Origin of the sequence: Kocuria sp. APC 4018, from assembly GCF_030407675.1 — a bacterium.
GTDB classification, from domain to species: domain Bacteria; phylum Actinomycetota; class Actinomycetes; order Actinomycetales; family Micrococcaceae; genus Kocuria; species Kocuria rhizophila.
In genome coordinates this window covers 1,823-25,292 of sequence record NZ_JASDCY010000005.1, presented here as the reverse complement: position 1 = coordinate 25,292, position 23,470 = coordinate 1,823, and the positions used below count along the sequence as shown (strand labels likewise).

The window sequence follows — 23,470 nt, the reverse complement described above, 5'->3', positions numbered from 1 at the left end:
CTCACGAGTGCGCCGGTCCGCGCGCCACGGAGGACGTGGGGCCGACCGGCGCACCGGGACTGACGATGGCTCTCAGCGGGCGGGGATCACTCCCACTCGATGGTTCCCGGCGGCTTGGACGTCACGTCCAGGACCACGCGGTTGATCTCCTCGACCTCGTTGGTGATGCGGTTGGACACCCGGGCCAGCAGCTCGGAGGGCAGCCGGGACCAGTCGGCGGTCATGGCGTCCTCGGAGCTGACCGGGCGCAGCACGATCGGGTGGCCGTACGTGCGGCCATCACCCTGCACGCCCACTGAGCGGACGTCCGCGAGCAGGACCACGGGCATCTGCCAGACCTCGTCGTCCAGGCCCGCCCGGGTGAGCTCTTCACGGGCAATCGCGTCAGCGCGGCGCAGCACGTCCAGGCGCTCCTGCGTGACCTCGCCGATGATGCGGATGCCCAGACCCGGACCCGGGAAGGGCTGGCGGCCCACGATGTTCTCGGGAAGCCCGAGCTCGCGGCCCACCGCGCGCACCTCGTCCTTGAACAGGGCCCGCAGCGGTTCCACGAGCTCGAACTGCAGGTCCTCGGGGAGCCCGCCCACGTTGTGGTGGCTCTTGATGTTGGCGGCGCCCTCGCCACCGCCGGACTCGACGACGTCCGGGTAGAGGGTGCCCTGGACCAGGAACCGCACGGGCTGGCCGTCCTGGGCCTCCTCGCGCAGCACCTTCTCCTCCGCGGCCTCGAACGCGCGGATGAACTCCCGGCCAATGGCCTTGCGCTTGGTCTCGGGGTCCGTGACGCCCTTCAGCGCGTCCAGGAAGCGGTCCTGCTCGCGCGCGATGTGGAGCTTGACCCCCGTGGCGGCCACGTAGTCCTTCTCCACCTGCGCGACCTCATCCTGACGCATCAGCCCGTGGTCCACGAGGACGCACGTGAGGCGGTCGCCGATCGCGCGCTGCACGAGGGCCGCGGCCACCGCGGAGTCCACACCGCCGGAGAGCCCGCACAGCGCCTTGCCGTCACCCACCTGGGCGCGGATCGCGGCCACCTGCTCCTCGATGATGTTGCCGGTGGACCACGTGGGGGTCAGCTGCGCGCCGTTGAAGAGGAAGTTCTCCAGCACCTTCTGCCCGTGGGCGGAGTGCTTGACCTCGGGGTGCCACTGCACGCCGTAGAGGCGGCGCTCACGGTTCTCGAAGGCGGCCACGGGAGCACCCTCGGTGGTGGCGAGCGTGGTGAACCCCTCGGGGGCGGCCGTGACGGAGTCCCCGTGGCTCATCCACACGGTCTGCACGTCCGGGGTGCCGTCCAGCAGGGTGCCCAGGGCGGTGTCCGGGCACGTGGCGGTGGTGGCCCCGTACTCGCGCACCCCGGTGCGCTCCACGGTGCCGCCCAGAGCGTTGGCCATGACCTGGAACCCGTAGCAGATGCCCAGCACGGGCACTCCGGCCTCGAACAGCTCGGCGTCGCGCTGCGGCGCACCGGGCGCGTACACGGAGGCGGGGCCCCCGGACAGGATCAGTGCGGCGGGGTTGCGCTGCAGGATCTGCTCGGTGGACCAGGTGTGCGGGACGATCTCGGAGTACACGTTCGCCTCGCGGACCCGGCGGGCGATCAGCTGCGCGTACTGCGCACCGTAATCGACCACGAGGACCGGGCGCTGCTCCAGTTCGCTCAGGGTGTCAGGGGTTTCAGTCACGCCCTCAAGTCTAGAACACGCGCGGCGCCCCGCCGGCGGTGCTCAGTAGCGCTTGGCGGCCTTGGGGTTGGCCGCGAGCTCCGCCTCGGTGGAGCGGTGGATCTTGCGCTCCACGATGAACGACAGGAACGGCACCACGCCACCCAGCGCCATGACGATGAGCTGGGCGAACGGCCACCGCATGAGGGACCACACCCGCAGGCACGAGAGCAGGTAGATCACGTAGAACCAGCCGTGGACGATCAGGATCCACGTGGAGATGTTCACGCCGCCGGCCAGGTTCTCCAGCTCCAGGTTCTGCCAGCCCAGCGCGACGGTCTCGCCCGTCACCTTGTCCGTGCCGCCGGCAATGAGGTCGTATCCCAGCCCGTAGCGGGTGATCATCTCGGCCACGAGCAGCAGCAGGAACGTGCCGGAGATCCACGCACACACCTTGTAGAACGTCAGCGCGCCGCGGATCTGCGCCTCGGTGCCGCCGAAGCGGCGTCGGGGCTTGAGCGCGGCGGCCTTGGCGCGCACACTGTCCGGCACGGTGGCGCGCTCGGGACTGGCGTCCTCGGGAGCGCTCACCCGCACGCCGTCGGTGCGACGGACCGGTCGGGGCTGCGGATCGGAGTGCGGCGTGGGGTCAGTCATCTCAAGCTCCGTTGTCGGATCGCGGGGTGGCGCGGGGCCCGGCGGAGCGGTCCGCCCCGGCCACCGCTGGCTGGTCGTCGAAGTAGTAGTAGCGCTGGTCCTGGGCGTCCCAGTAGTAGTAGGACTGCTCGGACTCGTCCCAGAAGTAGTCGCCGTCGAAGTAGAAGTACTGCTCGGGGTTCTGGCGCCGCAGGTACTCGTCCCGCACGTAGCGCCACCACAGGAAGACCGCGAAGCCCGCGAACACGACCCACTCCACGGCGTAGAAGAGGTTCAGGGCGTGGACCGAGGTGTCCGTGGGCTGCTGGTCGATCTGCAGCTCAGCGAGCCCCTCCCCCATGGGAGCCGCCGACGCCGCCAGGGTGCCCTCCGGGGTCACGGGTGCGGGCTGCCCGGCCGGGCTCTCCGAGAACGAGGCCACGTACCCCGCGTACACGGGCGCGTCCCACAGGTTGCTCAGCTGCGCCGAGGCCACGGTGGCCACCTGGTCGGCGGGCAGGGCCTCGCTCGGCATGGGCGACTCCGTGGGCATGAGCCGCCCGATCACCCGGACCTCGCCCGACGGCGCGGCAGGCACCTCGTTCGGGGACGCCACCCACCCGCGGGCCACGGCGATGGAGAGGTCTTCATCCGCGGCGTCCCAGCGGTCCTGCGAGCCGGGGATCACGAGCTGCGAGACCACCCAGTACCCCGAGTCGCCATCGTGCAGACGTCCGGGCACCAGGACCGTGGAGTCGGGGGCGTAGCGTCCCGCCACGGAGACCACGTGGTCCGCCTGCTGGGCCGAGGTCGGCTCACCGGGGGTGGTGACGGTCTCGAGCGAAGAGACACGGTCCTTGGCGGGGTCCGCCACCGTGGCCGCGCTGCGGGACGCGTTCAGCTGCCACGCGCTCAGCCCCACGAACAGGGATGCCACGAGCAGCGCCACGGCCAGGAAGGCCAGTGAACGGGGGCGCAACGCGGTTTTGAGCACGACCCAACACTACTGGCCCGCCCTGGGCGTTCTCCAAACCCCTGCCGCCCGTTCAGCTGCGGATGACCACCTCGGCGCGCTGGAACTCCTTGAGGTCCGAGTAGCCGGTGGTGGCCATGGCCCGGCGCAGCGCGCCCATCACGTTGGAGGAGCCGTCCACGTGACGCGAGGGCCCGTTGAGCAGCTCGTCCAGGGGGCCCACCGTGCCCACGTGGGTGCGCACGCCGCGGGGCGAGTGCGGGTTGTGCGCCTCCGCGCCCCACAGCCAACCCTGCCCGGGGGCCTCCTCCGCACGGGCGAGCAGGGTGCCGAGCATCACGGCGTCGGCGCCCATGGCGATGGCCTTGACGATGTCGCCCGAGGTGCCCAGACCGCCGTCGGCGATCACGTGGACGTAGCGCCCGCCGGACTCGTCGAGGTAGTCGCGACGGGCCGCGGCCACGTCCGAGATGGCCGAGGCCATCGCCGCGTGGATGCCCAGAATGGACTCGGTGCGCAGGGACGCTCCCCCGCCGAAGCCCACGAGCACACCGGCCGCCCCCGTGCGCATCAGGTGCAGCGCGGGGGTGTAGCCCGCCGCACCGCCCACGATCACGGGAACGTCGAGGTCGTAGATGAACTGCTTGAGGTCCAGCGGGTCCTGCGTCTTGGACACGTGCTCGGCGGAGACCGTGGTGCCGCGGATCACGAACAGGTCCACGCCCGCCTCGAGCACCGTGCGGTAGTGCTCCACCACGCGCTGCGGGGACAGGGAGCCGGAGACGATCACCCCGGCCTCGCGGATCTCCGCCAGCCGGGCGGTGATCAGCTCGGGCTGGACCGGCGCGGAGTAGAGCTCCTGCATGCGGCGGGTGGCCTGCGGCAGGTTCTCCGAGCTGAGGTCGGCGATCTCGTCCAGAACCGGCTGCGGGTCCTCGTAGCGGGTCCAGAGCCCCTCGAGGTCCAGCACACCCAGCCCTCCGGCTCGGCCCAGGTCGATCGCGGTGGCCGGAGACATCACCGAGTCCATGGGAGCGCCCACCACGGGAATGTCGAACTGGTAGGCGTCGATCTGCCACGCCGTGCTCACGTCCCGGGGATCACGCGTGCGCCGGGAGGGAACCAGTGCGATCTCGTCCAGGCTGAACGTGCGGCGCGCGCGCTTGGAGCGCCCGATTTCGATGTCGTAGCTCACGAGGAGTCCTTTCACGGCGCGCAGTCGGCGCCGAGGGGGTGCGGCGCGGGTCAGCGCTGGTAGTTGGGGGCTTCCACCGTCATGGTGATGTCGTGCGGGTGGGACTCCTTGAGTCCGGCCGGGGTGATCCGCACGAAGCGTCCCTTGTGCTTGAGCTCTGCCACGTCGTGCGCTCCCACGTAGAACATGGTCTGGCGCAGCCCGCCGTCCAGCTGGTGCAGCACCGAGGCCAGCGGGCCACGGTAGGGCACCTGGCCCTCGATGCCCTCGGGGATGAGCTTCTCGTCGTCGTTGACGTCCGCCTGGAAGTAGCGGTCCTTGGAGTAGGACGTGTTCTTGCCGCGGGACTGCATGGCGCCCAGCGAGCCCATGCCCCGGTAGGCCTTGTACTGCTTGCCGGAGACGAAGACGAGCTCCCCCGGGGACTCGTCGCAGCCCGCGAGCAGCGAGCCGAGCATCACGGAGTCCGCGCCGGCCACGAGGGCCTTGCCGATGTCGCCGGAGTGCTGCAGCCCGCCGTCCGCGATCAACGGCACACCGGCGGGGATGGTGACCTGGGCGGCCTCGTTGATGGCCGTCACCTGGGGCACACCCACCCCCGCGATGATGCGGGTGGTGCAGATGGAGCCCGGGCCCACCCCCACCTTCACGGCGTCCGCGCCGGCGTCCACGAGCGCCTGGGCCCCGGCACGCGTGGCCGCCTGGCCCCCGATCACGTCCACGTGGTCTGCGGCGGGCTCCTTCTTGAGCCGGGCAATCATCTCCAGCACACCCTGGGAGTGGCCGTTGGCGGTGTCGATGAACAGGGCGTCCACGCCGGCCTCCACGAGCGTCATGGCCCGCTCCCAGCCGTCGCCGAAGAAACCCACGGCGGCGCCCACCCGCAGCCGGCCCTCGTCGTCCTTGGTGGCCAGCGGGTACTGCTCCGCCTTGGTGAAGTCCTTCACGGTGATGAGTCCGGTGAGCCGGTCCTGCTCGTCCACCAGGGGCAGCTTCTCGATCTTGTGCTGGGCGAGCAGCGCGTGGGCCTCGTCCTTGCCCATGCCCACCTTGCCCGTGACCAGCGGCATGGGGGTCATCACGTCCCGCACCAGGCGGGTGTCGAAGTCGCTCTCCGGCAGGTAGCGCGTGTCCCGGTTGGTGATGATGCCCAGCAGCCGCTGGTTCTCGTCCACCACGGGCAGCCCGGAGACCTTGAAGTAGCCGCACAGCCGGTCCAGCTCGGCGAGCGTGGCGTCCGGGGACACCGTCACGGGGTTGGTGATCATCCCGGACTCGCTGCGTTTCACGCGGTCCACGTGGTCCGCCTGGTCCTGGATGGACAGGTTGCGGTGGATCACGCCCATGCCGCCCTGACGAGCCATGGAGATGGCCATGGCGGACTCGGTCACGGTGTCCATGGCGGCGGAGAGCACGGGAGCCTGCAGCGTGATCCGACGCGAGAGCCGCGTGCTGGTGGAGGCCTCCGAGGGGATCACGTCCGTGTTGCCGGGGAGCAACAGGACGTCGTCGTAGGTCAGTCCGGTGAAGCCGAACGGATCGTCCATGAGTGCCGTGGGCACGTTGTCAGACACGGGTAGTCCCTTCCACGCGAGAATGTCGCCCCCAGTCTACGGGCCGGGCCGTGCGCTCCCCTCGCCCCGCGGCCCTCGTCGTCATGGGTGCGTCCGACGACGCCGCTGCCGCGCCCCGCGAGCTCGCCTCAGCCCTCGGACTCCACGGCCGCCACGAGGTCGTCCCGCAGCAGGGGCGCCATGCTGCGCGCGTAGTCCCACGTGAGGTGGTGGAAGTCCAGCCACACGTTCACGTTGCCGATCACGGGAGCGCACACGCCCTGGGGACAGATGAGCGGGGTGGGGTCGATGCCCGTGTAGCCCGGGATGGCCTCCAGGGACTGCGCGGGGTTCTCCGCCGCGAGCACCTCGTCCTTCTCCGTGGTGCAGGACGGGTCCTCGCGTCCCTTCTCCGCGACGCACCGGGTGGGGTCGTAGCCCAGACGGGGGTTGTCCCGGAACCCCACCACCGTGGTGCCGTCCGCAGTGAGATCCCGGACGATCGGCTCCAGCCCGGCCACGGTGTGCTCGGCTTCCCCGTCCATGAGCTCGGCCCGCGTGGAGGTGGTCAGGACGGCATCGGGCTGCAGCTGGTCGAGGTAGTCCAGGACCGCCTCATTGCCCTTCTGGCACTCCGGGGTCTGACCCTCCACGCCCAGTCCGCACCCGGGCTGCAGCACGGAGACCAGCTGCCAGTTCTCCTCCTCGGCCACCGGGATCACGGCACCCATGTACTGCTCCATGTGGGAGTTGCCCACCACGGCGACCACCTTGGTGGGGTTCTCCACCGGCTCTGTCTGGCGGCAGAAGTCCTGCGCCACCGGGTTCTGGGAGGTGAACTCCCCGCTGCACGGCTCGGGCAGCCCCACCCACTGGTCCGCCATGGAGGCGGGCAGCGCCGGTGCGTCCGGGTCCCCCTCGAACTCGAATCCGGGCTCCAGCACCCGGGCGCCGGGGTTGTTGAGCTCCGCCTGCGCCTCGAGCTGCGCCTCCCGCCGCTGCTCCACGGCTGCCCAGGACCCCGCCACGGCCAGCACCAGGCTCATGCACACCACGATCACCAGCCCCAGCCGCCAGTTCTTCGCCTCCGGCCACGCCCAGTTCTTCAGGGGCGTCTCCACCAGACGGGTCAGCAGCAGCGCCAGCAGCACCGAGACCACCACGATCACCACGCCCGAGCGCGGCCCCGCCACCGGCCGGTCACGAATCACCAGATACGTGATCAGCAAAGGCCAGTGCACCAGGTAGAGGGCGTAGGCCGAATCACCCATCCGCACCACCGGGCCCCACGAGAGGAAACGGTCGAATCCCCACCGCGAACCCGACTGCCCGGCCACGATGATCGCCGCGGCCGAGAGCAGGGGCCACAACGCGATCCACCCCGGGAACGCACCCTGAACGTCCACGAGGATGCCCACGGACACCATGCTCACGAACCCCGCCCAGCCCAGGAGCACCCGCAGCCCACGGCTCGGCCGCAGATACGGGATGGCCAGAGCCACCAGGGACCCCAGCGCGAACTCCCACAACCGGGCACGGGTGTCGAAGTACGCGAACGCCTGCTGGGTGTTCGTGGTGATCACCGAGAACGTCAGCGAGACCGCGAACACCGCCCCGAAGCACACCGCGAGCACGGGCACGCTGCTGCGCCCAGTGCGCCGCTTGACCAGCCACGCGAGTGCGAAGATCAACGGCCAGACCAGGAACACCTGACCCTGCACCGACAGCGACCAGAAGTGCTGGAAAGGGGACGCGCTGGAGTGGTCCGCCGCGTAGTAGTCCACGGCGTTGAAGGCCAGCGACCAGTTCTCCACGTACAGGATCGAGGCCACACCCTCGGAGCGGAAGGACGCCGCGTCCTGCGCCGGGTAGAACAGCCACAGCAGCACGAAGGTGCCCAGGATCACCAGCGTGGCAAGGGGCAGCAGACGCTTGAACGTGTGCAGCCAGTACCGCCCCAGTGCGAGGGGACGTCCGCCCTCGATCTTGCGCACGAAGGACGAGGTCATGAAGAAGGCGGAGATGAACAGGAAGATGTCCACACCACCGGAGACCCGGCCCATGAACACGTGGTAGACCACCACCAGCAGCACGGCCACCGCACGCAGACCCTGCACCTCGGGGCGGAACCCCGAGTACCGGGACACCCGGTCGGAGGGGCTCGATCCCCCGGTGCCGCTCCCCGCACTCCAGGGAGGGGTCTTCGCGGACTCGGGAGACGGGGCCGGGGGGAAGCGCATCGCATCAGGTTAGGCCGGGGGCGCAGGCAGGTCCAACCACGGTTCCGCTCCCGCGGTCCTCAGGTGGGCCGCGCGCTGGTCGGCGCAACGCACCACGGCGGCCCACTCCCTCGGGAGTGGGCCGCCGTGGTGATCATCCGCTCACCCCGTGGCGCGTGCCGCAGAGGGCCGGGCGCTCACGGGAGCGACGAGGGGTGCTCAGTCCTCGTCCTGGTCCTTCTTCTCGGCCACCAGGGTCTCGGTGGTGAGCACGAGAGCCGCGATGGACGCCGCGTTCTGCAGGGCGGAACGGGTGACCTTCACGGGGTCGATGATGCCCGCCGAGAGCAGGTTCTCGTACTCGCCGGTCAGGGCGTTGTACCCGTTGCCGGGCTCCATCTCGGCCACGCGGGAGGCCACCACGTTGCCGTCCTGGCCCGCGTTCTCCGCGATCCAGCGCAGGGGCTGCGTGAGGGCGCGGCGCACGATGTTCACGGCCGTGGCGGCGTCGCCGTCCAGACCGAGGTCCGTGCCGTCCAGGGACTTCGAGGCGTGGACCAGGGCGGAACCGCCGCCGGCCACGATGCCCTCCTCGAGCGCGGCACGCGTGGAGGACACGGCGTCCTCGATGCGGTGCTTGCGCTCCTTCTGCTCCACCTCGGTGGCGGCGCCGACCTTGATCACGGAGATGCCGCCGGCGAGGCGCGCGAGGCGCTCCTGGAGCTTCTCGCGGTCCCACTCAGAGTCCGTGCGCGCGATCTCGGAGCGGATCTCCGCCACGCGCTCGGCCACGGCGTCGGAGGAGCCCGCGCCGTCCACCAGGGTGGTCTGGTTCTTGGTCACGGTGATCCTGCGCGCGGAGCCCAGCTGGCTCAGGTCCACGGCCTCGAGGGAGATGCCGAGCTCCGGGGTGATCACGGTGGCGTCCGTGAGCACCGCGAGGTCCTGCATGATCGCCTTGCGGCGGTCTCCGAAACCGGGAGCCTTCAGGGCCACGACGTCCAGCGTGCCGCGCAGCTTGTTGACCACCAGGGTGGACAGGGCCTCGCCCTCGACGTCCTCCGCGATGATGGTCAGCGGCTTCTTGGCCTGCAGCACCTTCTCCAGCACCGGCATGAGGTCCTGGATCGAGGAGATCTTGCCCTGGAACAGCAGCACGTAGGTGTCGTCCAGGACGGCCTCCTGGCGCTCCTGGTCGGTGATGAAGGACGGGGACAGGTAGCCCTTGTCGAACTGCATGCCCTCGGTGACGTCCAGCTCCACCTCGGTGGAGGAGCCGTCCTCGATGGTGATCACGCCGTCCGTGCCCACGGTCTCGAAGGCGCGGGCGATCAGCTCGCCGATCTCCTCGGACTGGGCGGAGATCGCGGCCACGTGGGCCACGTCCTTGCCCTCCACGGGGCGGGCGTTGTCCAGCAGGCGCTGGGACACGGTGGCCACGGCGGCCTCGACCCCGCGCTTGATGTCGCTGGGGGCGGCGCCCGCGGCAACGTTGCGCAGGCCCTCCTTCACGATCGCCTGCGCCAGCACGGTGGCGGTGGTGGTGCCGTCACCGGCGACGTCGTTGGTCTTGGTGGCCACTTCCTTGGCCAGCTGGGCGCCGAGGTTCTCGTACGGGTCCTCGAGCTCCACCTCACGGGCGATGGTCACGCCGTCGTTGGTGATGGTGGGTGCGCCCCACTTCTTGTCCAGGACCACGTTGCGGCCGCGGGGGCCGAGGGTGACCTTGACGGTGTCGGCCAGGCGGTTCACGCCGGCTTCGAGCGCTTTGCGAGCGGTGTCGTCGAACACCAACTGCTTGGGCATGTGAGTTGCTCCTTAGGGAACCGGGAAGACTGCGGAGACGACGCACGCGGTGCCCGCGGCCCGTTCCCGGGCGGACGGGCACCGCGTACGAAAGGGTGTGGAGAAGCTACTTCTCGATGACGGCCAGCACGTCGCGCGCCGGGAGCACCAGGTACTCCTCGCCGTTGTACTTGACCTCGGTCCCGCCGTACTTGGAGAAGATGACCAGGTCACCCTCGTTGACGTCCACGGGGATGCGGTTGCCCTTGTCGTCCACGCGGCCCGGGCCCACGGCCAGGACGGTGCCCTCCTGGGGCTTCTCCTTGGCGGTGTCCGGGATGACCAGACCGGAGGCGGTGGTCTGTTCAGCGGCCAGCGGCTGAACCACGATGCGATCCTCGAGGGGCTTGATGGAGACCGACACGATCTCTCCCTTTCTTCTAGGCGTGTGAGACGGTGTGCGTCCGCCGCGTGCCATGGGGTCCCATGACGGCGAGCGCCACAGGCCAGTTGGCGTGCCAACCGTCGTCGCGGTGCCGATTGAGCGCCTGGCCTTTAGCACCCTCCATGGGAGAGTGCTAATAGCACTGTAGGGACGCGGGCCGCGCCCGGTCAAGACGCGCCCACGCCACTCCCCTGTGGGCTGAACCGGGCCTCCGGCACACCCCACGACGACGCCGCCCGGCCCCGTCGACGGCCTCGCCGCACCGTCCTCGGGTGGCGCGGGCACGGGCCCGGAGCGTTACCACCGCGTCTGCGCCCCGGCGGACGGAGCCCGCTCCGCGCCCGCGGAAGGCGGGGTCGAGCACCCGCGGGAGGAGCGGCGTCGTAACGCTCAGTAGTAGACCGCGAGCCGCCCGCTGGGGCCCTCGTGGCACGTGACCGGGGTGTCGAACACGCGGGTGAGGGTCTCGTCCGTCATGATCTGGGCGGGCGTGCCGAACTCCACGACCCGCCCGTCCTTGACCGCGCAGATCCGGTCCGCGTAGTGGCTCGCGAAGTTGATGTCGTGCAGCACGATCACCACGGTGCGCCCCAGCTCGTCCGCCACGCGTCGCAGGTGCTGCATCATGTGCACGGAGTGGCGCATGTCCAGGTTGTTCAGCGGCTCGTCCAGCAGCAGGTACCCGGTCTCCTGGCACAGCACCATGGCCACGTAGGCGCGCTGGCGCTGGCCGCCCGAGAGCTGGTCCAGGTAGCGGTCCTGCAGCGGACCCAGGTCGAAGAACTCGATGGACTCGGAGATGATCCTCTCGTCCTCCCTGTTGATCCGCCCGCGCGTGTAGGGGAAGCGGCCCAGGCCCACGAGCTGGCGCACCGTGAGCCGCGCCGTGAAGTGGTTCTCCTGGCGCAGCGTGGACACCACCGTGGCGAGCGTGCGCGGCGGGGTGGTGGTGACGTCGTGGCCGCCGACCACCACGGTGCCGGCGTCCGGGCCGAGCAGACGGCCCATCATGGTCAGCAGGGTGGACTTGCCCGCGCCGTTGGGACCCACGAGCGCGGTGATCCCGCCCTCGGGGATCTCCAGGTCCACCGGCCCGATGGCGGTGTCCGTCCCGTACTGCTTGCTCAGTCCGTCCAGCCGGATCACAGTCTGCCCTTCCTCAGGATCACCACGAGGAACACGGTTCCGCCCACCAGTTCGATGATGATGGACACCGCGCCCTCCGCGTAGAAGACGTTCTTCAGGATGAAATAGGCCCCGGAGAGCACCGCGAAGCCCAGCAGCGCCGCCATGGGGAACACGTAGCGGTGGTCGTGGGTGTCCGAGAACTGGTACGCCAGGGTGGCCACCAGGAAGCCCAGGAACGTCATGGGACCGATCAGCGAGGTGGTCACGGCCATGAGCACGGACACCCAGAACAGGGTGAGCATGAGCTCGCGGCGGTGCAGCAGCCCCAGGTTGGTGGCCACGTCCTGCCCCAGCGCCATGACGTTGAGCCGCCGGGAGCGCAGGTACAGAGCGGCCGTTCCCAGCAGGCACAGCGGGATGGCCAGGGGGAAGTACTCGGGGTTCGCGTTGGACACCGAGCCGAAGAGCCGGGCGCTCAGCACGTCGAACTCGCTGGGCGAGAGCAGCCGCTGCATGAACGTGGACACCGCGCCCAGGCCACCGCCCAGCACGATGCCGATCAGCAGCATGACCTGCACGTTCGCATGCCGGCCGGACAGCAGCCAGCCGTACAGGGCCAGGGCGAAGAGCACCATGACCGTCACCTGCGCCGCGTACTGCGCCAGACCCTGCACCGCGGTGACCCCCACGGCGCCCAGGAAGTAGACCGCCGAGGTCTGCACCAGCACGTAGAGGGACTCGAATCCCATGATGGACGGGGTGATGATCCGGTTGTTCGCCGCGGTCTGGAACGCCACGGTGGCCATGGCCTGGCACAGTGCCACCACCGCGATCACCACCACGGACGTGGCACGAGCTTCCACGATCCGCCAGAACCCCGGGGTGCCGGCCGGCAGCGGGTTGTCCCACACCAGGATCCCCGCGCAGCACAGGGTACCCACCGCGGCCAGTGCCACGGTGATCCACCAGTAGCGGCGCCGGTGGGCGGCGGAGGTGAACGCGCCGGAGCCCACGGCGGCGGGCCGGCGGGTGCGGGACTCAGACACGGCGGCGGCTCCCGAGCAGCAGGGCGATGAACACGGCCGCTCCCACGACCCCCAGGATGAGGGAGACCGGTACCTCGAAGGGCATGATGATCGTCCGCCCGATGAGGTCGCACACCGTGACCAGCCCGATCCCCAGCAGGCACACCCAGGGCAGGTTGGAGCGCAGGTCGTCCCCGCGGAACAGCGAAACCACGTTGGGCACGATCAGTCCCAGGAACGGCAGGTTTCCCACAACCACGGTGACCACCCCCGTGGCCACGGCCACGAGACCCGTGCCGAGCAGGATGATGCGGTCGTAGTTCAGCCCCACGTTGGTGGCGACGTCCTCGCCGAGCCCCGCCACGGTGAGCCGGTCCGCGGCGACGAACACCAGCACGGCCACGGCGGCCACGATCCACAGCGTCTCGTACTGGCCCTTGAGCACGGACGTGAAGCTGCCCGCGAACCACACCCCGAGGTTCTGCAGCCGGTCCGTGACGAGCGCCAGGTAGGTGGACGCGGACCCCACCACGGCGCCCAGCATGATGCCCACGATCGGCACGATCAGCGAGGAGCGCAGGGTGATCCGCCGCAGGAACGCAAAGAACACCATGGTTCCCACGAAGGCCGCCACCACCGCGCCGAGCATCCGGGCGGTCAGGCCGGCGTCCGGGGCCACGACCGTCATGACCAGCAGCCCCAGCCCGGCCCACTCCGTGGTGCCCGTGGTGGTGGGCTCCACGAAGCGGTTCTGGGTGAGCAGCTGCATGACCAGCCCGGACATGGCCATGGCCGCGCCCGCGAGGACCAGTGCCACGGTGCGCGGGATCCGGGTCAGCGCAAGGAACTGCCCACCCTCCTCGGGGTCGGAGAGGTCCGCGACCCCCGTGAGCACGGAGGCCACCAGCAGCCCCGCGACCACCGCGCAGGCCACCCAGAAGGTCCAGTCCCTGAGCACCCCCGTGGGTGCGGGACGGGATGTCGGGACCGTGGCTGTGGTGGCCATCTTCACCTGTGTGCTTCCGTGTGCTCGTGACGTGGCCCCGCGGGACGTCCCCGCGGGGCCACGGTGTGGATCCGGGGCGGGCCGGTCAGTTCTCGGCGTCCGCCTCGAGCTTGTCCGCCAGTGCGTTGAGGATCTCCGTGTAGGTCTGGATGCCCTCGTTGGTGTAGGTGTCCGCGGGCAGGTAGACCACGTTGCCGTTCTTCACGGCGGGGACGTCCTTGAGGGCCTCGGACTTCTCGATCACCTCGGAGGCCGGGGTGGATCCCTTCTCCGACTTCATTGCGGCGTCCCGGTCCATGACGATCAGCAGCTCCGGCTTGGCCTTGGCGATCGCCTCCACCGAGATGTCGTCACCCTGGTGGTCCTCCGAGCCGGAGACCTCCAGGGCGGGCTTCAGGCCCACCATGTCGAACAGCGGGCCGATCGTGCGCCCCGTGCTGGGCACCACGTACCCCATGTCCCCGCCGGAGACGATGAGGCCCATGGTGGACTGCCCCGCGTAGGCGTCCTTGGCGCGCTGCTCGGCCTTGTCGAGGCCCTCGTTCAGCGCCTTGGCGTCCTCCTGCTTGCCGAAGACCTCGCCCATGGCGGTGGTCTGGCGCTGCAGCTCGGAGTCCAGGGGCTGGTCGTCCCGCGGGTCCAGCTCGAGCATGGTGGCGTCCGGGACGAGCGTGTGGATGTCGTCGTAGTGCTGCGCGAAGCGCTGCCCGTTGATCACGAGGTCGGGATCCACACCGGCAATGGCCTCCAGGTCCGGCTCGCGGTGCGAGCCGAGATCCACCACGCTCTCGTCGTTGGCGTAGGAGATGGTCTCGGGGATCAGCTTCTTGGGGGCGGCGGCGAGCTGCACGTCCCAGTCCGCGAGGGTCTCGAACAGGCGGTTGTCGGTAGCCACCACGGTCTTGGGAGGCACGGTGACGTCCTGGGTGCCCTTGTTGTCCTCGATGCTCACGGTGCTGGAGGAGGCACTGGAGCTCGCGGTGGAGTCCCCGGATTCAGCGGAGGAACCGCACCCCACGAGGGTCAGCGCGGCAACGGTGCACAGTGCCGCGCCGGGCAGCAGGCGGTGGGAGAACATGGGTGTCTCACATTCTGATGGAGCGGTCAGGGAACGGGCGGCCGGCCACCAGGTGAGCCTAACCTAATTAGGTATGACTTGTGGTTCGTAATTCGAGATGTGTCGCTCGTGATGTGATGGACGGGTGACTGCACCCACCGCACCGGACGACGCCGAGGCCCGCGGACTGGCCCGCCTCCTCACTCCCGAGGGCCGCCACCTGCTCGACTCCCTCCCCCCGTACGACGCCGCGGCCTCGCTCGCGCTGAACCAGTCCCTGCGCGCCCAGGGCCACGACCCCGAGCTCGTGGCCGCGGCCCTCACCCAGTCCCGGCTGCGCGAGAAGGCCCACGCGAAGTTCGGGGACTTCGCGCGGCAGCTGGTCTTCACGCGCGACGGCGTGGAGCAGGCCACCCGGTGGTCCGTGGCCGCCCTGCACGCCCAGCGCTTCGCCCAGGCGGGCGCGGAGCACGTGGTGGACCTCGGCTGCGGCATCGGCGCGGACTCGCTGGCGCTCGCGGCCCTGGACCGCACGGTCACTGCGGTCGAGCGGGACCCCCTCACCGCGGCGGCGGCCACCGTGAACCTCACGGGCTGGCCCCGAGCCCGCGTGCTGTGCGCGGACGCGCAGGAGCTGGATCTCTCCGCGCTCGAGAACGGCCCCGTCCACGGGGTGTGGCTGGACCCGGCCCGCCGTGTCTCGGGCGGTGGCCGCACCCGCAGGATCTTCGACCCCGAGGCCTTCTCCCCTCCCCTGTCCTTCGTCGCGTCGCTCGCGGAGGCCGGACTCGCCGTGGGCGCGAAGATCGGACCCGGGATCCCCCACGAGCACGTGCCCGAGGGTGCGGAGGCCCAGTGGATCTCCGACCGCGGGGACGTGGTGGAAGCCGTCCTGTGGTTCGGTGCCGTGCGCCGCCCGGACGTGGTGCGCTCCGCGCTCGTGCTGGGCGGCGGCGCGGAACCCGGCTCCGCGGCGTCGTCGGCGGCGGAACTGACCTCCGGCTCCTGGGAGTCCCCCGTGCCCGAGGGGCCGCTGCTGGGACCCGTGAGCCGCTACCTCTACGAGCCCGACGGCGCCGTGATCCGCGCGGGGCTCGTCACCGACCTCGCGCAGCGCCTCGGTGCGCACCTGGTGCACCCGGACATCGCGTACCTCTCCTCGCAGACCCTGGTGCAGACCCCCCTGGCGCGCGCGTACGAGGTGCGCGAGGTGCTGCCCCACACCGTCAAGGTGCTGCGCCGGTGGGTGCGGGAGCACGACGTGGGCACCCTGGACGTCAAGAAGCGAGGCACGGCCGTGACCCCGGAGCAGCTGCGCCAGCAGCTCGCGCCGCGCGGCACGCAGCGCGCCACCCTGGTGATGACACGCGTGGCCGAGCCCGGCGGGGAGCGTCGTGTGGTGCTGGCTGTTAACCCCCTACACTGAGAGACCCTGTGTTCGGACCGCGCGCCGCGGCCACGCTCCAGGACGCAGCAGCCGCTCCCGGCGAACCCATGAGAGGACAACGCCGTGCACATTGACTTCGAGATCTCCGACAACTCCACCCTGGGTGTCGAGTGGGAGGTCGCCCTGGTGGACCGGGACTCCGGAGAGCTCGCGCAGCGGGCGCAGGAGGTCCTCGAGGCCGTGGTGTCCGAGTACCCGGAGCTCGGCGAGGAAGGGGACCACCCCCAGGTCACGGGCGAGTTCCTGCAGAACACCGTGGAGATGGTCACGGGCGTGTGCCAGAACGTGCCCGAGGCCCTGGCACACCTGTCCGAGACCCAGGACAGGATCCGGGAGGTCACGGACCCGCGCGGACTCGAGATCTTCGCGGCCGGCACCCACCCGTTCTCGGACTGGGCGGACCAGCCGGTGGTGGACGCGGAGCGCTACTACAAGGTGCTGGACCGTGCGCAGTACTGGGGCCGTCAGATGGTGATCTTCGGGCTGCACGTCCACGTGGGGGTCGACCACCGGGACAAGGCGCTGCCCGTGCTGGACGGGCTCATGAACTACTACCCGCACCTGCTGGCGCTGTCCGCCAACTCGCCGTACTGGTGCGGCCACGACACCGGCTACGCCTCGCAGCGCGCGCAGCTGTTCCAGCAGCTCTCCACGGCCGGGCTGCCCTTCCACTTCGACTCGTGGGACGAGTACGAGGCCTACGTGTCGGACCTGATCGCCACGGACGTGATCGAGGAGACCTCCGAGAACCGCTGGGACATCCGCCCCGTCCCCCGCTTCGGCACGGTGGAGATGCGCGTGTGCGACGGCCCCTCCAACCTGCGTGAGGTGGGTGCGCTGACGGCTCTGACCCAGTGCCTCGTGGAGTCCTTCTCCCGCACCCTGGACCAGGGCGGAAGCATTCCCGTGATGCCCCCGTGGCACCACCAGGAGAACAAGTGGCGTGCCGCCCGCTACGGGCTGGACGCCGTGGTCATCCGGGACGCGCAGAACCACCAGACACCGCTCACCGAGGACCTCACCGAGGTGCTGAACCGCCTGGAGCCGCTCGCCGCGGAGCTCGGCTGCGCCCGGGAGCTGGCCTACGTGGAGACCATGATGACCGGTGAGGTCGGCTACCTCCGCCAGCGCCGGATCGCCCAGGAGAACGGCGGGGACCTGCGGGCCGTGGTGCGGGACATCGTGGCGCAGAACCGCGAGATCCGCTGACCCCGGGACCGCTCGGGAGCACCCTGCATGCCTCCGGGCGGGCGCCGGAGCGCGGCTGCATCACACCGCTCGGGCAGCGTTCCTCCGGATCCGGGCCGCGCGTGCCGGGCCAGGGTCGGTCAGAGCAGATCAGATCGGCGCAGGCCGGCTGAGGGGGACTCAGGCCGGAGCGGGCACCGACACCGTGGTCACGGGCAGTCCCGGATCCGCGGTGAACTCGATGCCCGTGGGTGCCACACCGCGCGTGACGAGGCGGGCGCCGAGGGCCGCCACCATGGCCCCGTTGTCCGTGCACAGGGACAGTGGCGGGACCACCACGCGGATCCCGTGCTCCGCGCAGCGCCCCGTGACGACCTCCCGCAGCCGGGAGTTCGCGGCCACTCCGCCGCCCATGAGCAGGGTGGTGATCCCGTGCTCGGTGCAGGCCAGCACGGTCTTGCGGGAGATCACGTCCACCACGGACTCCTGGAAGCTCGCGGCCACGTCCGCCACGGGCACGGGCTGACCGGCGGCCTCGAACGCCTCCACCACGCGGGCCACCGCTGTCTTGAGCCCCGAGAAGGACATGTCGTAGCGGTGCCGGCCGGGATTCTCCGCCGAGCCCATGTACTTGCCCGCGCTCAGCCCGCGGGGGAACCGGAACGCCTCGGGGTTCCCGTCCTTCGCGGCCCGGTCGATGGCCGGTCCGCCGGGGTAGGCGAGTCCGAGCAGGCGGGCCACCTTGTCGTAGGCCTCGCCGGCGGCGTCGTCGATCGTGGCACCGAGCAGCCGGACGTCCTCGGTGATCTCCCCCACCGCGAGGATCTCGGTGTGCCCGCCGGAGACGAGCAGCGCCCCGAGGTTCTCGGGCAGGCTGCCGTCCCCGTCCAGCAGGCCCACACCCACGTGGGCCACGAGGTGGTTGATCGCGTACAACGGCGTTCCCGTGGCCACCGCGAGCGCCTTGGCCGCGGCCACGCCCACCATGAGTGCGCCGGCGAGTCCGGGACCGGAGGTGACGGCGATCGCGTCCACGTCCGCGAGCGTCACGTCCGCCGCGGCGAGCGCCTCGCGCACCGTGGGCACGAACGCCTCGAGGTGCGCGCGGGAGGCGATCTCGGGGATCACCCCGCCGAAGCGCACGTGCTGCTCCATGGAGGAGGACACGGTGTTGGTCAGCAGCTCGGTGCCGCGCACGATGCCCACACCGGTCTCGTCGCACGAGGACTCGATGCCCAGCACGAGGGGCTCAGCGGTGCTCATGGATGGTCCTTCCGTCCGCGCTGCGCTCGTGCGGTCCGGGCGGGACCAGCTCGCAGCGCATGATGAGTGCGTCGTGTCCCGGACCGTAGTAGTGGGCCCGGGTGTGGATGTGCTCGTAGCCGAAGCGCCGGTACAGGGCCTGGGCGCGGGGGTTGTCCGCGCGCACCTCGAGCATCATCTCGGTGGCCCCGGCGCGCACAGCCGCCTCGTGCAGCACGCGCAGCAGGGCGCTCCCCAGACCCTTGCCCTCGTGGGCCGCGGCCACGGCGATCGTCTGGACGTCTCCCACCGGAGGGATGCACATCATCCCCGCGTACGCCACGATCTCCCCGTCACGGGTGACCACCCAGTACTGGCGGGTGGGGTGCGCCAGCTCCTCGTCGAACATGGGCCGGGGCCAGGCGTCCTCGGGGAACAGCACGGTCTCCAGGGTGTGCACGGCATCCAGGTCCCCGGGCTGCATGGGCCGCAGGGCGTGTCCCGCCGGGATCGACGACGCCGCCGCGCTTGCCGAGCCGTGCCCCTCCCGCGGGTGCGTGGTGGCTTCCGCGGCCCGTCCCTGCCGGTCCGCAGGGCAGTGCTGCCCGCCGGGTCCGGCAGGGGGTCGCGCGGCGGCGTTGTCATCGGGATCCGCAGCGGGGTTCTCGGCGCCCCTCACGAGGTGACCCGCTTGAGCGATGCGGGAACCTTGGCGTCGGACTCGCGCAGGTACAGCGGAGAGGTGTCCGTGCTGAGGCGCGTGCCGCGGCTCGTCAGCGCCCAGGCCGCGCGGGCGAGGTCCGCGGCCGTGGGGTGCAGCTCGTGGCTCCCGGTCAGGGGCCGCGCGATCCGGTCGGGGTACAGACCCGCGCCGGGTCCCGCGCACGGCAGGTCCGGGAGCTCCTCCGGGGCGCCCACCTGCGGTGCGGCCACGGGCACGGCACAGGTGCCGGCGGCGTCGTCGTGCACCCGGTAGCGGCGCCAGTAGAGCTCCTTGCGGCGGGCGTCGATGGCCACCAGGAACTCGGGGTGCCCGGCGGAGCGGGCGGTCGGGGCCACGCGGTGGGCCACGGCGTCCAGGGAGCACAGCCCGTGCACGGGCACCTCCCACGCGAAGCCGAGCGCCCGCGCCGTGGCGAGACCCGCGCGCAGACCCGTGAAGGGGCCGGGGCCCGTGCCCACGAGCAGCGCGTCCAGCTCGGCGCCCGTGACCCCCTGCGTGGACAGCAGGTCACGCACCGCCGGAGCCAGCGCCTCCGCGTGGGAGCGCGTGTCCGTGGTGGCGAAATCCCGCAGCACCTCACCGTCGCGGGACAGGGCCACGGAGGCGATCGAGGAGGAATCCAGACTCAGCACAAGCACCCGGACAGTCTATGCCCGCAACGCAGCAGCCCCTCCGTCCCGGTTCCGCGAGAGGAACGGGACGGAGGGGCTGCGGTGCGCGGCGCGGGAGGCTACTCCTGCGTGGTCAGCTGCTGGGCGGCCCGGGCGTCGCTGCGTTCGATCAGCCCGAACAGCACGCGGTAGGCCACCAGGCCCAGCAGGGTGATGCCCACAAGCAGCCACAGGATGGTCGCGAAGTAGTCACCCTCGGGCGTGGTGCCCACGCTGAGGCCGCTGAACCAGGTGGGCTTGGAGGACATCAGGGTGGCCGTGTACGCCACGCCGATCGGCGCGGCCACGTTGATCACCAGGTTGTAGAAGCCCACGGCCACACCCGACTTGGCGGCCGGCATGAGCAGCAGCGCGCTGGACATCAGCGGCGCGTACAGCAGGCCGAAGCCCACCGAGAACATGGCCATCGCGATCACCATGGCCACCACGGAGACATTGATGAACAGACCGGCGACCGCCAGGGACAGCGCCAGCAGGCCCAGGGCGAGCGTCACGGCCTGCTTGGAGTCGAGTCGCTTGCTGACCTGCCCGGACATCGCCGCCGTGGAGGCGCCCAGGACGTAGCCCGGGATGGTGAGCAGGGAGACCTTGTCCATGGCCATGTCGTGCACACCGTGGATCGCAAAGGGGAACAGGAAGACGAACGCCAGGTTCACCGAGTAGATGATGAACACGACCACCAGGGCGCTGATGTACGGGCGGTTGGTGAAGAAGGACGCGTCCACCAGCGCCTTGGGGTTGGTGCGCACGTGGATCACGAACAGCACGGTGGCCACGACCACGGGGATCCACCACCACCACACGAACTCCTGCATGAACATGATCAGCCCGGTGGCCATCACACCCACCAGGAACAGCCCGTAGACGTCCACCCCGGAGCTGGTCTGCTGGACCTCGTCCGGCACGCGGGTCTTGATGAACGGCAGGGACAGCACGATGATCAGCGGGATCAGGAACATCCAGGTCCAGGACACGTACGTGGCCAGGAAGCCGGAGATCAGGGTGCCGATCAGCGAGGCCAGCTGGAAGGACATGTTGGAGAAGCCCAGGTACTTCTTGAGCTCCACGCCCTCGAAGTGCTTGGTCACGTAGACCACGTAGAGGGTCTCCGCGGCGGCCAGGCCGGCCGTCTGGATCACGCGGCCCACGAGCACCACGGGGAAGGACGCGGAGCCCACGAAGCCGATCACCGAGCCCACCACGATCAGCCCGATGCTCAGGTACAGCAGCTTGCGGATGGCCACGGAGTCCGCGAGCGCGGAGTACACCACGGCGCCGATGCCGATGAGCACACCGGTGAGCGTGGCCTGCAGGCTCACGGTGGACTCGCTGAGGTTCAGCGCCTCCGCCATGGGCTGGGACGTGAACTTGAAGCCCTGGTCGATCACCAGGCAGAAGATGAAGAGGAACAGCAGCACGGGCACGGCCCGGCGCGGATTCACACCGCTCGTGGTGCGGGCCCCGGCGGCACCGGTGGCCGTGGCGGGCACGGCGGCCGCGGGCGTGGCGGCCGCGCTCTGGGGTCCCGCCTCGGAGGGCGGGACGTGGTTCTGGTTCTCGGGGTTCATGTGCTTCACAGCTCCGTCACGGTTGCGGCCAGCTCGATCATCTGTGCGAACCCCGTCTGGCGCTGCTCGGGGCTCATCTCCTCGTGGGTCACCAGGTTGTCTGAGACCGTGAACATGGCCAGGGCCTCCACTCCGGCGGCCGCGGCGTTGGCGTAGAGCCCCACGGTCTCCATCTCCACGGCGAGCACGCCCATCCGGGCCCAGCGCTGCGTGGTGTCGTCCTGCGCGTGGTAGAAGGTGTCCGAGGACACCACGTTGCCGGCGTGGGCCGTGATCCCGCGCTCCGCCGCACCGCGGTACACGTGGTCCAGCAGCCGGAAGGAACCGGTGGGGGCCCACGTGCCGGGCAGGTCGAACTGCGCCAGGTAGTTGGAGTCCGTGGACGCGGCCTGGGCGAGCACGATGTCGTTGAGGGCCAGGTCCTTGGTGAGCCCGCCGCACGAGCCCACACGCACGAGCTTGCGGCAGCCGAACTCGTGGATCAGCTCCCAGCTGTAGAGCGCGATGGACGGGATGCCCATGCCCGTGCCCATGACGGACAGCTCCCGGCCGTTGAAGGTGCCGGTGTAGCCCAGCATGTTGCGCACGGAGTTGAACTGCACGGCGTCCTCGAGGAACGTCTCCGCGATGTACTTGGCGCGCAGCGGGTCACCGGGCAGCAGGATGGTCTCGGCGATGGGTGCGCCATCGGGTTTGATGTGGGGTGTCGATGTCCGCGGCATGCGGTTCTCCTCGGGTCGGTGCGCGCAAGCGGCCGAGTGCCCATGGAACGACGACGCCGTCGGGGTCCCCCTGGGGTCTCACCGTCTGCGGTGGACGTGCAGGTGTCCGCCCTCATTGTGTCACGCAGCCGGGCCCCTTCCCGGTCTGACCGGGCGTGATCCGCGACGCACCCTGCCCCCTCGGACCGGCGCCCGGGTGGTCACGGGAACCGGTTCTGACCCCACCCGTGCTCCGGACCTCGCGGCCCCGTCACAATCGCGGGCACCGGGCCCAGCGCGGGCCGATCCCCCGCAGCGTCACCCGTCGCGTCTCGTCGGCGGCGCCCTCCTCCTGCCACTGTGCGCCCAGATCCGCGAGCACCCCCGCCAGGTCCGTGTCCGGCTGCTCGGGAAGCGCCTCGGCGCCTCGGGCCCGCTCGATGTCGACCACGAGCCGCGAGCCGCTCAGGTGCTCCACCTTGCCGGTGCCCCATTCGACCACGGTCACGCACGTGTCCAGCGTGTCCTCCAGGTCGATGCTCTCGACGTCCTCGGCCGTGGTCAGCCGGTACGCGTCCACGTGCACGAGGTCCGGCCCACCCGGGAGCGGCCCGTCTGCCAGGTTGGGGTGGCGGCGCGCGAGCACGAACGTGGGCGAGATGATCCCCTCGCGCACGCCCAGCCCCTCCCCGAGCCCCTGGGTGAAGGTCGTCTTGCCCGCGCCCAGCTCGCCGTTGAGCAGCACCAGGTCTCCCGCCCGCAGGTGAGGTGCGAGGGCGCGCGCCAGCTCGCGGGTCTCCTCCGCGGTCCCGAGCTCCCGGGTGAGGCTCCAGTTCTCCCCCGCCGCGGCTCCCTCTCCGGGACCGTCCTGCGCATCCTGCCGGGGCACGACGCCGCCCGGTCCGGTTCCCGGCCCGCAGTCGCCGTCCGCAACGCCGTCCGCAACGGGGTCCGTGCCGCGGTAGTGGTCCACGCCGGGGTGCGCACTGGGATCCCCCGCGGAATTCACTGTGGAATCAGCCACGGGCTCCACGCCGCGGTGCCCACTGCGCTGCGCGTGCCGGCCCCGGTCAATGTCGGAGCGCGGTTCCGCCGCGACGTACTCGCGGGGGACGCGCGGCGAGATCCGGGTGACGATCTCGTAGTTGATGGTCCCGGCGGCGTCGGCCCACTCCACCACGGAGGGGTCCGTCCCGGCCCCGAAGAGAACGGCCTCGTCCCCGATCCGCACGGACGGCTCCCC

General features: G+C 70.6%; 20 protein-coding genes. 2 read left to right on the top strand and 18 right to left on the bottom strand.

Translation table 11 applies throughout. The features are described 5' to 3' along the window. Positions 1–86: 86 nt before the first annotated feature. From guaA to QL985_RS01700, 12 genes are all read right to left on the bottom strand, one after another. Complete coding sequence (gene guaA / locus QL985_RS01755; RefSeq protein WP_290147410.1) at positions 87–1,685, bottom strand: glutamine-hydrolyzing GMP synthase; 1,599 nt, start codon at positions 1,683–1,685, stop codon at positions 87–89. Positions 1,686–1,727: 42 nt separating this feature from the next. After that, positions 1,728–2,321, bottom strand: coding sequence for a DUF3817 domain-containing protein (locus QL985_RS01750; protein ID WP_191873409.1), 594 nt, complete (start codon positions 2,319–2,321; stop codon positions 1,728–1,730). A gap of 1 nt (position 2,322) precedes the next feature. Next, positions 2,323–3,294, bottom strand: coding sequence for an SURF1 family protein (locus QL985_RS01745; protein ID WP_290147407.1), 972 nt, complete (start codon positions 3,292–3,294; stop codon positions 2,323–2,325). 52 nt (positions 3,295–3,346) lie between these two features. Further along, complete coding sequence (locus QL985_RS01740; RefSeq protein ID WP_290147406.1) at positions 3,347–4,468, bottom strand: GuaB3 family IMP dehydrogenase-related protein; 1,122 nt, start codon at positions 4,466–4,468, stop codon at positions 3,347–3,349. A gap of 50 nt (positions 4,469–4,518) precedes the next feature. Next, on the bottom strand, positions 4,519–6,015 hold the full coding sequence (gene guaB, locus QL985_RS01735; RefSeq protein ID WP_290147458.1) for an IMP dehydrogenase: 1,497 nt from the start codon (positions 6,013–6,015) through the stop codon (positions 4,519–4,521). 155 nt (positions 6,016–6,170) lie between these two features. Beyond that, a complete protein-coding gene (locus QL985_RS01730; protein WP_290147405.1) occupies positions 6,171–8,261 on the bottom strand; it encodes an acyltransferase family protein in 2,091 nt (696 codons plus the stop codon). 198 nt (positions 8,262–8,459) lie between these two features. Next, positions 8,460–10,046, bottom strand: coding sequence for a chaperonin GroEL (gene groL / locus QL985_RS01725; RefSeq protein ID WP_290147402.1), 1,587 nt, complete (start codon positions 10,044–10,046; stop codon positions 8,460–8,462). A 106-nt stretch (positions 10,047–10,152) separates the two neighbouring features. Continuing rightward, a complete protein-coding gene (gene groES / locus QL985_RS01720; protein WP_012397747.1) occupies positions 10,153–10,449 on the bottom strand; it encodes a co-chaperone GroES in 297 nt (98 codons plus the stop codon). Positions 10,450–10,860: 411 nt separating this feature from the next. After that, complete coding sequence (locus tag QL985_RS01715; RefSeq protein ID WP_290147400.1) at positions 10,861–11,616, bottom strand: ATP-binding cassette domain-containing protein; 756 nt, start codon at positions 11,614–11,616, stop codon at positions 10,861–10,863. After that, positions 11,613–12,644 carry an iron chelate uptake ABC transporter family permease subunit gene (locus QL985_RS01710; RefSeq protein ID WP_290147397.1) on the bottom strand — a complete coding sequence of 344 codons (1,032 nt, stop codon included), beginning with the start codon at positions 12,642–12,644 and terminating at the stop codon, positions 11,613–11,615. Before QL985_RS01710 ends, QL985_RS01715 begins: the two co-directional genes overlap by 4 nt. Continuing rightward, positions 12,637–13,629, bottom strand: coding sequence for an iron chelate uptake ABC transporter family permease subunit (locus QL985_RS01705; protein WP_290147395.1), 993 nt, complete (start codon positions 13,627–13,629; stop codon positions 12,637–12,639). The genes QL985_RS01710 and QL985_RS01705 overlap by 8 nt, the downstream gene beginning before the upstream one ends. A gap of 85 nt (positions 13,630–13,714) precedes the next feature. Then, positions 13,715–14,707 (bottom strand): ABC transporter substrate-binding protein, encoded by a 993-nt coding sequence (locus tag QL985_RS01700; protein WP_290147392.1) that lies wholly within the window; start codon positions 14,705–14,707, stop codon positions 13,715–13,717. Between the two features lie 124 nt (positions 14,708–14,831). Here QL985_RS01700 and QL985_RS01695 point away from each other — a divergent pair, with 124 nt between their 5' ends. After that, a complete protein-coding gene (locus QL985_RS01695; RefSeq protein ID WP_290147389.1) occupies positions 14,832–16,112 on the top strand; it encodes a class I SAM-dependent methyltransferase in 1,281 nt (426 codons plus the stop codon). 84 nt (positions 16,113–16,196) lie between these two features. Further along, a complete protein-coding gene (locus tag QL985_RS01690; RefSeq protein WP_290147386.1) occupies positions 16,197–17,342 on the top strand; it encodes a glutamate--cysteine ligase in 1,146 nt (381 codons plus the stop codon). Positions 17,343–17,501: 159 nt separating this feature from the next. Here QL985_RS01690 and tsaD read toward each other — a convergent pair whose 3' ends face one another. The 6 genes from tsaD to tsaE all read right to left on the bottom strand — a co-directional run. Next, positions 17,502–18,584 carry a tRNA (adenosine(37)-N6)-threonylcarbamoyltransferase complex transferase subunit TsaD gene (gene tsaD / locus QL985_RS01685; protein ID WP_290147383.1) on the bottom strand — a complete coding sequence of 361 codons (1,083 nt, stop codon included), beginning with the start codon at positions 18,582–18,584 and terminating at the stop codon, positions 17,502–17,504. Beyond that, positions 18,571–19,242 (bottom strand): ribosomal protein S18-alanine N-acetyltransferase, encoded by a 672-nt coding sequence (gene rimI / locus QL985_RS01680; protein WP_311200552.1) that lies wholly within the window; start codon positions 19,240–19,242, stop codon positions 18,571–18,573. Before rimI ends, tsaD begins: the two co-directional genes overlap by 14 nt. Continuing rightward, positions 19,239–19,925 carry a tRNA (adenosine(37)-N6)-threonylcarbamoyltransferase complex dimerization subunit type 1 TsaB gene (tsaB, locus tag QL985_RS01675; RefSeq protein WP_259921437.1) on the bottom strand — a complete coding sequence of 229 codons (687 nt, stop codon included), beginning with the start codon at positions 19,923–19,925 and terminating at the stop codon, positions 19,239–19,241. The genes rimI and tsaB overlap by 4 nt, the downstream gene beginning before the upstream one ends. Positions 19,926–20,017: 92 nt before the next feature. Beyond that, a complete protein-coding gene (locus QL985_RS01670; protein ID WP_259905768.1) occupies positions 20,018–21,526 on the bottom strand; it encodes an MFS transporter in 1,509 nt (502 codons plus the stop codon). 5 nt (positions 21,527–21,531) lie between these two features. Beyond that, positions 21,532–22,248 (bottom strand): purine-nucleoside phosphorylase, encoded by a 717-nt coding sequence (gene deoD / locus QL985_RS01665; RefSeq protein WP_259905764.1) that lies wholly within the window; start codon positions 22,246–22,248, stop codon positions 21,532–21,534. Between the two features lie 250 nt (positions 22,249–22,498). Then, positions 22,499–23,470: tRNA (adenosine(37)-N6)-threonylcarbamoyltransferase complex ATPase subunit type 1 TsaE (tsaE, locus tag QL985_RS01660; RefSeq protein WP_290147380.1), on the bottom strand; the 972-nt coding region annotated here is incomplete at its 5' end.